8 protein-coding genes and 2 pseudogenes are annotated in these 7,699 nt (G+C 60.4%); 2 read left to right on the plus strand and 8 right to left on the minus strand.

What is annotated here, in order from left to right; all coding sequences use genetic code 11:
- A pseudogene (locus tag BVER_RS32925) lies at nucleotides 1-127 on the plus strand (IS5/IS1182 family transposase); the annotation flags it as partial.
- 40 nt (nucleotides 128-167) lie between these two features.
- Here the strand turns inward: BVER_RS32925 and BVER_RS26275 are convergent.
- The 7 genes from BVER_RS26275 to BVER_RS26300 all read right to left on the minus strand — a co-directional run bounded on the left by BVER_RS26275 (nucleotide 168) and on the right by BVER_RS26300 (nucleotide 5,792).
- Nucleotides 168-1,274, minus strand: coding sequence for a hypothetical protein (locus BVER_RS26275; protein ID WP_050455761.1), 1,107 nt, complete (start codon nucleotides 1,272-1,274; stop codon nucleotides 168-170).
- Between the two features lie 24 nt (nucleotides 1,275-1,298).
- Nucleotides 1,299-1,466, minus strand: coding sequence for a M48 family metalloprotease (locus tag BVER_RS31915; protein WP_198155394.1), 168 nt, complete (start codon nucleotides 1,464-1,466; stop codon nucleotides 1,299-1,301).
- 5 nt (nucleotides 1,467-1,471) lie between these two features.
- A complete protein-coding gene (locus BVER_RS26280; RefSeq protein WP_157056238.1) occupies nucleotides 1,472-1,861 on the minus strand; it encodes a hypothetical protein in 390 nt (129 codons plus the stop codon).
- Between the two features lie 2 nt (nucleotides 1,862-1,863).
- Nucleotides 1,864-2,226: an SH3 domain-containing protein gene (locus BVER_RS26285; RefSeq protein ID WP_050455763.1), complete on the minus strand. Its 363-nt coding sequence runs from the start codon at nucleotides 2,224-2,226 to the stop codon at nucleotides 1,864-1,866.
- Entirely contained in the window at nucleotides 2,226-3,722 is a 1,497-nt protein-coding gene (locus tag BVER_RS26290; protein WP_050455764.1) for a CHASE2 domain-containing protein, read from the minus strand. The genes BVER_RS26285 and BVER_RS26290 overlap by 1 nt, the downstream gene beginning before the upstream one ends.
- A gap of 270 nt (nucleotides 3,723-3,992) precedes the next feature.
- The gene (locus BVER_RS26295; protein WP_050455765.1) at nucleotides 3,993-4,322 is read right to left on the minus strand and encodes a hypothetical protein; all 330 of its coding nucleotides are present in this window, start codon (nucleotides 4,320-4,322) and stop codon (nucleotides 3,993-3,995) included.
- Nucleotides 4,323-4,343: 21 nt separating this feature from the next.
- On the minus strand, nucleotides 4,344-5,792 hold the full coding sequence (locus BVER_RS26300; RefSeq protein WP_050455766.1) for a methyl-accepting chemotaxis protein: 1,449 nt from the start codon (nucleotides 5,790-5,792) through the stop codon (nucleotides 4,344-4,346).
- A gap of 41 nt (nucleotides 5,793-5,833) precedes the next feature.
- Here BVER_RS26300 and cas3f point away from each other — a divergent pair, with 41 nt between their 5' ends.
- Nucleotides 5,834-7,594, plus strand: coding sequence for a type I-F CRISPR-associated helicase Cas3f (cas3f, locus tag BVER_RS26305; protein WP_083452374.1), 1,761 nt, complete (start codon nucleotides 5,834-5,836; stop codon nucleotides 7,592-7,594).
- On the opposite strand, the pseudogene BVER_RS32930 reads toward cas3f, so the two are convergent.
- A pseudogene (locus BVER_RS32930) lies at nucleotides 7,574-7,699 on the minus strand (IS5/IS1182 family transposase); the annotation flags it as partial. The gene cas3f and the pseudogene BVER_RS32930 sit on opposite strands and share 21 nt — an antisense overlap.

Consider the following 7,699-nt stretch of genomic DNA (forward strand, 5'->3'; position numbering starts at 1 on the left):
CTTCTTTAAGCGTATCAAGCATTTTCGTCGCGTCGCCACTCGATATGACAAACTCGCCCACAGCTACCTCACCTTTGTCTCCATCGTGTCTGCCTTCGGGCCGCTCTTAAATGTGAGCAGGACCTAGTATGCCGGGCGCATCTCGCATGACTAAAGATCGACCGCGCTTACTTGTTTGAGCCGATAAACCGGTTCAGCACTTCATGGATATGTCCCATGCCGGTCGATTTTTCGGCGGTCTTGGTTTCGGCCGGCGTTTGTGCGGCGGCGATACATTGCGCCCGATACTCGGGATGCGAGATCGTGCAGGTTCCGGCCATGTCCTTTGCCGTCTTCAAGTCGCCGGTCTGCCGGTAGAAGCCGACCATGATCGGCCATGTCAACGGCGCGCGGCCGAACGCATCGAACTGCTGTTGAATGAAGCTCGTCGCGCCGGATTTGTCGCGCTGCGCCATGCGCGTGGCGAGGTTCGCCTGCAATTGCCATGAGCGTTCGCGCGCGTTCAGATTGCGGCGCATGATGCCGATGGCGCCGTCCTGTCGCGATGCGGGCGACAAATCCATCAGATTCACCTGCATGTATAAGGGCAGCGCGTCGTTGGCGGTCGGTCCGGAACCCACGGTCTGAAGCAGCGCGGCCGCTTCCGCATAACGCTTTTGCGCCTGTAAGGCCTGCACCTTCGGCACCAGCGCGTAGTGAGCGAGGATGGTCGGCGTCGCGCCTTGCTTGCGCGCGTTGCTCCACGGCGCGGTCTTGGCGTCGGGCATTTCATCGCCGAACAAAGGTTCGATGGCCTTGCGCAAATCGGCTTCGCGCTCTTCCGCATCGCCGTGTGTTTCCTGAAGCGATTCGACCGCCGAACCGACCTGATCTTCAAGCGAGCGCTGTGCATCGAAGGCCGCGCCGCCGATCGTTCCCTTCACGTCCACGGCGTTGTCGGTGCCTTTGGCGAGCGCATCGGACAGGCTGTTGAAGGTGCCCATTTGCGAATTCAGCGACGAGAGCGAGCCGCCCATCGATGGCAGTTTCATCGGTTGCTTGTCGGCGTCCTTGACGGTTTGATCGCGCGCGGCGGCGGTCTGCATCTGTCTGAGTTGCTGTTGGCGCTGCTTCGCTTCCTTGTCGTATGCGCCGATGCGATCGAGGAAAGTCTTGAAGCCTTCCGGATACGAATAGCCGCATTTCAGACTGATGGTCGCGCCGAACAGATCGGCCTGCTCCTCGTACGAGCGTTGCCATGCGGGAAACAGCGCGCGCGTGCCGAGCGCCTGCACGACGAAGATATTGTCGACGTCGGATCATTCAGTCGCGCTGGCGCGCTTGTTGGCGTAGGACCAGGCGAGCGTCGTCAGCGCCGCAGCGGATTCGCCTGCGGTCTTGACATCGTTGGATGCGTAGTGATTCAGATAGACGTGGCCGAACTCGTGCGACAGCAACGCGAAGATTTCATCTTCGCTGTCGACCACTTGTATCAAGTACTACGAAATATAAATGTTACCCGTAGCGGACGACGACGCGGCAAGCGCCGTATCGGCGGTGTATGCATGGTGCCGGGATAATCCGGCACGCCCGCCGTGCGCTTGATCTTGGCGAGGAGCCCGTTCAAATAGCGCTCCATTTCAGGCATCGAAACGAGGCCCCAGCCGTCCGCGCGATTGTTGTTGAGATCCTCCGCGACCGACGGCCATTCGCGTTGAATCGGCGGCGGAATGGTGCCGGCCTTCATCGTGCTCTGGGGCTTCGTGCCCGGCATCATGTTCGACAGGTCGGAGAAACTCGTCGGCAGCTTCGTATCCGAGCAGGCCGATACCGCCAGGCCGCACGCGAGCGCGAGCCCGATCTTTATCGTTCGCGGATTCATGATCAGTTGCACCGGGCCGAGCCTGCGTTCATATTGCCCGCGATATGCTGCGTCGCGGGCGGCGTGCTGCATACGACGGAGGCCGTCAGTTCCGCGCGAACGTCCATCGCGCTGACCCAGCCGCTGCCTTGCGACGTCGATACCTGATAGAAGCCCTTGGACTTCGATAAAACAGTCCACGGGAAGCCTTGCGCCGGAATTTTGCCGGCGGCATCGCTGCGCGATGGCGTGCGGTAGAGCGTCAACTCCTTGGCATCGGCGGGATTGGCCGACAGGATGCGAGGGCCGTCCGCGTGCGCAAAGCTCGCAGCAGTCAGGGCAAGCGCGGCCATCGTCAGGCGAAAGGGCAGGGGCATGCTTTTCATCACGACGTCTCCTCGGATTTGTTGAACCAGCCGACCAGCTTCGTATTCCATTCGAGCCATTCGCTGACGAGCGCATACAAGGTCACTTCCATCGCCGAGAGATAGGCGACGTGGAAAAACTTCTGCCCTGCGACGAACACGATGCCCACCAGCAGCACGGACACCACGATCTCGCCCGCCTTGAGGCCGATGCATCGTGCGGCGTCGAGGAGTTTGTCTTGTACGCGATAGAAGCGCTGCTCGCGCGCGGTATGCACGGTCGTGGCGCGTGCTCGCGCCCGTGCGACGCATCGCGCGTGATAGGCGTGCTCCCATTTCTCGAGCAGGTTCTCCTTGATCAACATGACCGCCGCAACGCCGATGAGTCCCGTCAACAGAAGAAAAAACGCGCGCACATGAGGCCAGTCGGGCGTGGGCTCGAATTTCACGGCAGGAATGTATTCGCCTTTGCTGCTGATCAGATTGTCGAGTGCCATCGCATGCAGATAGATGTCGGGAATGCGGCCTTGTATCGGCGAGACGACGATATCGTTCGAGTAATCGAATGCCGTGCCGATCATCACGATGCGTTCGTCGAACATCTGGTGATGGCGCGCGGACAGCGTTTCATCGGGATACAGCAATTCGCGCTGATACAGCGTGTGATGAAACACGCATGCAGGCTTGCCGTGATCGGGAATGGCGGCATGCAGCATGGTTTGAACAATCAGCGGAACGGTGGACTGGTTTTCGTTGCAATAGAGCGACGGCTTCTCCGCTGCATTGTGCGCATGCGCCGCTTCGCCGCTCGCCGCGTGAAGTTGGGACTTCGCGGGAGCGAGCGTCCATTCGAGTCCATCGGTGACGGGCGCGAGTCCCCAGGTCAGCGCGAGCGGTTCGCGCTTGTCCTTGATTTCGCCGAACAGGTCTTCGTAGATCGCAAGTGCGGCGCTGCGAGGACGTTCCGCCTGAGTTTCGCGGCGCTCTTCAGGATGCTCTTTATGATCGCCGAAATTCGTGGTCGGATATTCCCAGACCACATGATCCACTTCGTCGGGATCGTATTCGACGGCAACCGTCCTGGCCGCGCTGATCTGCAGTTCGTGACGTACGGAAAGCTTGCCGTGCTCGTCGAGCGACGCCGCCAGATAAACCTTCGTCTTTTTGCTCTTCAGCTTATTGATGGCGTCGACCAGCCGTTGCACGTTTTCCGCGCGTGCGGACGAGAAGATCAGGTCGATGAATACCGCGCGCGGCGCGTAATTCGCGACGTTCTCGAGCACGTCGGCGTAGTAGTCGTAGGGAGGCGGCCATGTGGTGCCGGCATCGATCAGCGCCTGATCGTCGATCAGCAGAACGGTGATCTTGCTGTCGCGCGTGTCGGCATGATAAAGCGCGCCGAGGAACGGTGCGGCGACGCGCGCCGCCTTGCGCGACGCATAGTCGTCGCCGACGATCTGCGGCATGACGAAGGACAGGAATATCCCGATCGCGCATGCGCTCGCGATGCGCAGCAACGAGTGCCGCCATGTCGAAGCAGGGAGTCCTGACCGTTCTGTCCGACCATCGTCGACCATCTTCCGCTCCGAAAACCGCGTCGTGAGAAAAACGCAGAACGGATTGTAGTAAAGGAATTCTGAAGGCCGATATTAATTCTGTGAGGGATACCGCATAACGACGCAATATCCGCTGTAGAAACTACTTTGATCAGACGGAAGAGTGAGACGCGTGCATCGACAATGCACGAGCGTGCGCGAAATTATTCGTTATCCTTGATTAGAAACCGATCACGGATGGACCGTGCGCGCGTTCGTTTGTTGGACCGTCTGGATGCGGCCGAACGCGACCAGCGCCTTGGTTGAATCGACGGTCGGACGATTCGACCAGATCGTGACGCCGACCATGCCGGCCATGCAGAAAGTCAGCAGTCCGGCGAACGCGCGCAAGCGGTTGCGCGAACTCGACGCCGGCTGAGAAGCCGGTTGCGATGGCGCGGCCGACACGCGTCTGCCGCTCGCGATCGCCACCGTCTCGCGCAGCGCATGACCGCAGCGCGGACAGGTCGTCATCGCGCTGCGAGCTTCGAAGCCGCATTCGTCACATACGATCGATGTCATCGCCGCGCGCTCCCGTTGGCTTTACGCTTCCTGAAGACGGAAGGTCTGCACGGCGCTGCGCAGGGCCGCCGCCTGATCTTCCAGCGACTGCGCCGCCGCCGCTTCCTCGACGAGGGCCGCGTTCTGCTGCGTGACTTCGTCCATCTGCGTGACGGCGCGCGCCACCTGATCGATACCGCTCGACTGTTCTTCTGATGCCGCCGCGATCTCGCCCATGATGTCCGTCACGCGCTGCACGGCCGTGCTGATTTCGCTCATCGTGCGGCCGGCTTCATCGACCAGCGACGCGCCGGATTGCACGCGCGCCACCGACGTATCGATCAGTTCCTTGATTTCCTTGGCGGCAGCCGACGAACGTTGCGCCAGCGTGCGCACTTCGCCCGCGACGACCGCGAAACCGCGGCCTTCCTCGCCCGCGCGCGCCGCTTCGACGGCCGCGTTGAGCGCGAGAATATTGATCTGGAACGCGATGCCTTCGATGATCACGATGATGTCCGCGATCTTGGTCGAGCTCTGGTTGATCTCGCCCATCGTCGTCACGACCTGCGACACGACATGGCTGCCCTTGCCGGCGATTTCCGACGCATTGGCCGCGAGCACGCTCGCCTGACGCGCGTTGTCGGCGTTCTGCTTCACCGTGCCGGTGAGCTGATCAATGCTCGAAGCGGTTTCCTGCAACGCGGACGCCTGTTCTTCCGTGCGCGACGACAGATCGACGTTACCCGCCGCGATCTGCTTGGTGGCCGACGCGATCGATTCGCTGCCCGAACGCACCGTGCGAACCGTGTCGATCAGGCTGGTTTGCATCGTGTCGAGGCCGCGCAGCAGCGCGCCCATTTCGTCGTTCGAGGTGACGTGTACCGAGCGGCGCAGATCGCCCGATGCAATCGCGCCAAACTGCGCGAGCGCGGCATCCAGCGGACGCGTGATACGGCTGCGCAACGAGAACCACGTCACGAAGGCCGCCGCGAGGCCGATCACGATCGCGATGATCGAGCTGATGCGGAACATCGAGAATTGCGCCTGACCCGCGTCATACGCGGCCTTCGCATGTTCGAACTGGAGCTTGCGCAACTCGACGCCGGTCTTCGCGAACTCGCTGAAGGCGGCCTGCATTTCGGTGGCGTCGGCGTTGACCTTCGCCTGATCCTTCGAGCGCACGTCGGCGTAGCCTTGGTCGATCAGCTTCTGCATGCCTAGACGCTGCTCGTTGAACTTGTCGGCGATGAGTTTTTCGTTCGGTTCCTGCGGCAGCGTGCTGTATTTCGCCCACGCGTCGTCGGAGGTCTTGTGCATCAGCGCGCCACGGCCGATCGCATCGTCGGCGGCCGGCGTGCCGGTATAGAGCGCCGCACGATCGAAGGCCAGACGCTCGCGCGCCATGAACATCTCGGCATTACCCACCGACATCGCGCTGGGCATCTGGTTGGTGAACAGCTCGTACGTGACCGAATTGGACCGGCTCGACAAAGCCGGGGCGGTTCAAACCGGTGCCACACCAGACCTTGGTTATGCACTGGCGCTTTTTGTACGGACTGCCCATAGCTACCTCGACATGGCGCGAGCAAGCAGCGCGTTTCGCGCGCGAGTTATTAGCTTTGCGTTCTTCGGCAACGAAGTCATTGTTAATGCACGATCCGTTTGTGATGCATGTGTCGCGACTATGTCTGATGTTGGCCGACCACTATTATTCAAGCCTTAAAGACGAAGCGCGTCGGACGCTGTTCTTGAGCGCAGGCTATCCGCTTTATGCCAATACACGCATCGATGAAACATCGCCCTCTGCCGCTTCGAAACCAAAACTCAATCAGACGCTCGACGAACATTTGCTGGGCGTACAGGCGCATGCATCGCTGATCGCAGCTTCGTTGCCGACGCTGGCGAGCTGCTTGCCTTACTTGCAAAGCGATCACAAACTCAAAGAGCTTACGAATGATGTACGTTTTCAATGGCAGGATAAAGCAGCGGATCTGGCCAGGAACCTGAACACGCGCGCTGCCGAACACGGTGCATTCGTGATCAACATGGCCTCGACCGGCTGCGGCAAGACTCTAGGCAACGCACGCATCATGAATGCGTTGGCAGACTCGAAGCGCGGCATGCGCTGCTCGTTTGCGATCGGCCTGCGCGCCCTCACGATGCAAACTGGCATGACACTCCAGAAAGACCTCGGTCTGAGAGACGATGAACTGGTCGTTCGGGCGGGGAGCGAGATTAGCCGCGCCTTGTTTGAGTATCGCGAGGCACAGGCGGAAGCCACGGGTTCCGCGTCGAGCCACCGCTTGTTGGACGGAGACGACGAGATTGGTTTCGGGGGCCATGCAGGTCATCCGCTGCTCGAGCGGTTGACGGACGATGTGAAAGTGCGGTCGTTGCTCGCTGCCCCCGTCCTGGTTTGCACGATTGATCATCTGACGCCTGCAACCGAAAGCGTGCAGGGCGGACGCCAGATCGTACCGATGCTGCGCCTGATGACAAGCGATCTGGTGCTGGACGAACCAGACGATTTCGACATGGCCGATCTTCCGGCGCTAACTCGCCTGGTGCATTGGGCGGGCTTGCTCGGTGCGCGGGTGCTACTGTCTTCGGCGACCTTGCCGCCAGCTTTGGTGCAGGGGCTGTTCCTTGCCTATCTGGACGGTCGCACGTACCACCAGCGTAACGTCGGCGAGCGGCCGGACGAAGTGCCCTGCGTGACCTGTTTATGGGTCGACGAGTTCGCCCAAACACATGCCGATTGCGCCAATGGCGACCATTTCAGAACCCGGCACGATGCCTTCGTGCAGAAGCGCTGCGATAGTCTTGCTACGGCGGAAGTCCGGCGGCGCGCGACTTTGGTCAAGTTACCGCAGGCGTGGTTGCCGATGGCTGAGGACACACGCCGCGAAGCGTTCGCGATACGCGCGTTACAGTCCGCGTGGAAACTGCATCAGGATGAGCAGAATCACACCGTCGATCGGGCTAGCGGCAAGCGTGTGAGTCTGGGTCTGATTCGCATGGCCAATATCGGCCCTCTATTCGATGTGGCGCGCGCGATGTATAGGCAAGGGGCACCGGCTCAGGACGTGCGCGTGCACCTTTGTGTATACCACTCGCAATTCCCACTTATACAGCGTTCGGCAATCGAGAAGCAACTGGATGAGGTTTTCAAACGGCATGCCTCAGTAGGTAATGATGATCTGGCGTTATCACATCCTTCGGTGCGCGGGTTGCTCGATGCATACCCAGAGCCGGATCATATGTTTATCGTATTAGGTCCTGTTCACATTTAAGAGCGGCCCGAAGGCAGACACGATGGAGACAAAGGTGAGGTAGCTGTGGGCGAGTTTGTCATATCGAGTGGCGACGCGACGAAAATGCTTGATACGCTTAAAGAA

The sequence above is a fragment of the Candidatus Burkholderia verschuerenii genome (genome assembly GCF_001189365.1).
Taxonomy (GTDB): domain Bacteria; phylum Pseudomonadota; class Gammaproteobacteria; order Burkholderiales; family Burkholderiaceae; genus Caballeronia; species Caballeronia verschuerenii.

Coding starts and splice junctions, on each gene's coding strand:
- BVER_RS26280 (WP_157056238.1), bottom strand. CDS start 1,861: ATGAATCCGCGAACGATAAAGATCGGGCTCGCGCTCGCGTGCGGCCTG.
- BVER_RS26285 (WP_050455763.1), bottom strand. CDS start 2,226: ATGAAAAGCATGCCCCTGCCCTTTCGCCTGACGATGGCCGCGCTTGCC.
- BVER_RS26295 (WP_050455765.1), bottom strand. CDS start 4,322: ATGACATCGATCGTATGTGACGAATGCGGCTTCGAAGCTCGCAGCGCG.
- cas3f (WP_083452374.1), top strand. CDS start 5,834: ATGCACTGGCGCTTTTTGTACGGACTGCCCATAGCTACCTCGACATGG.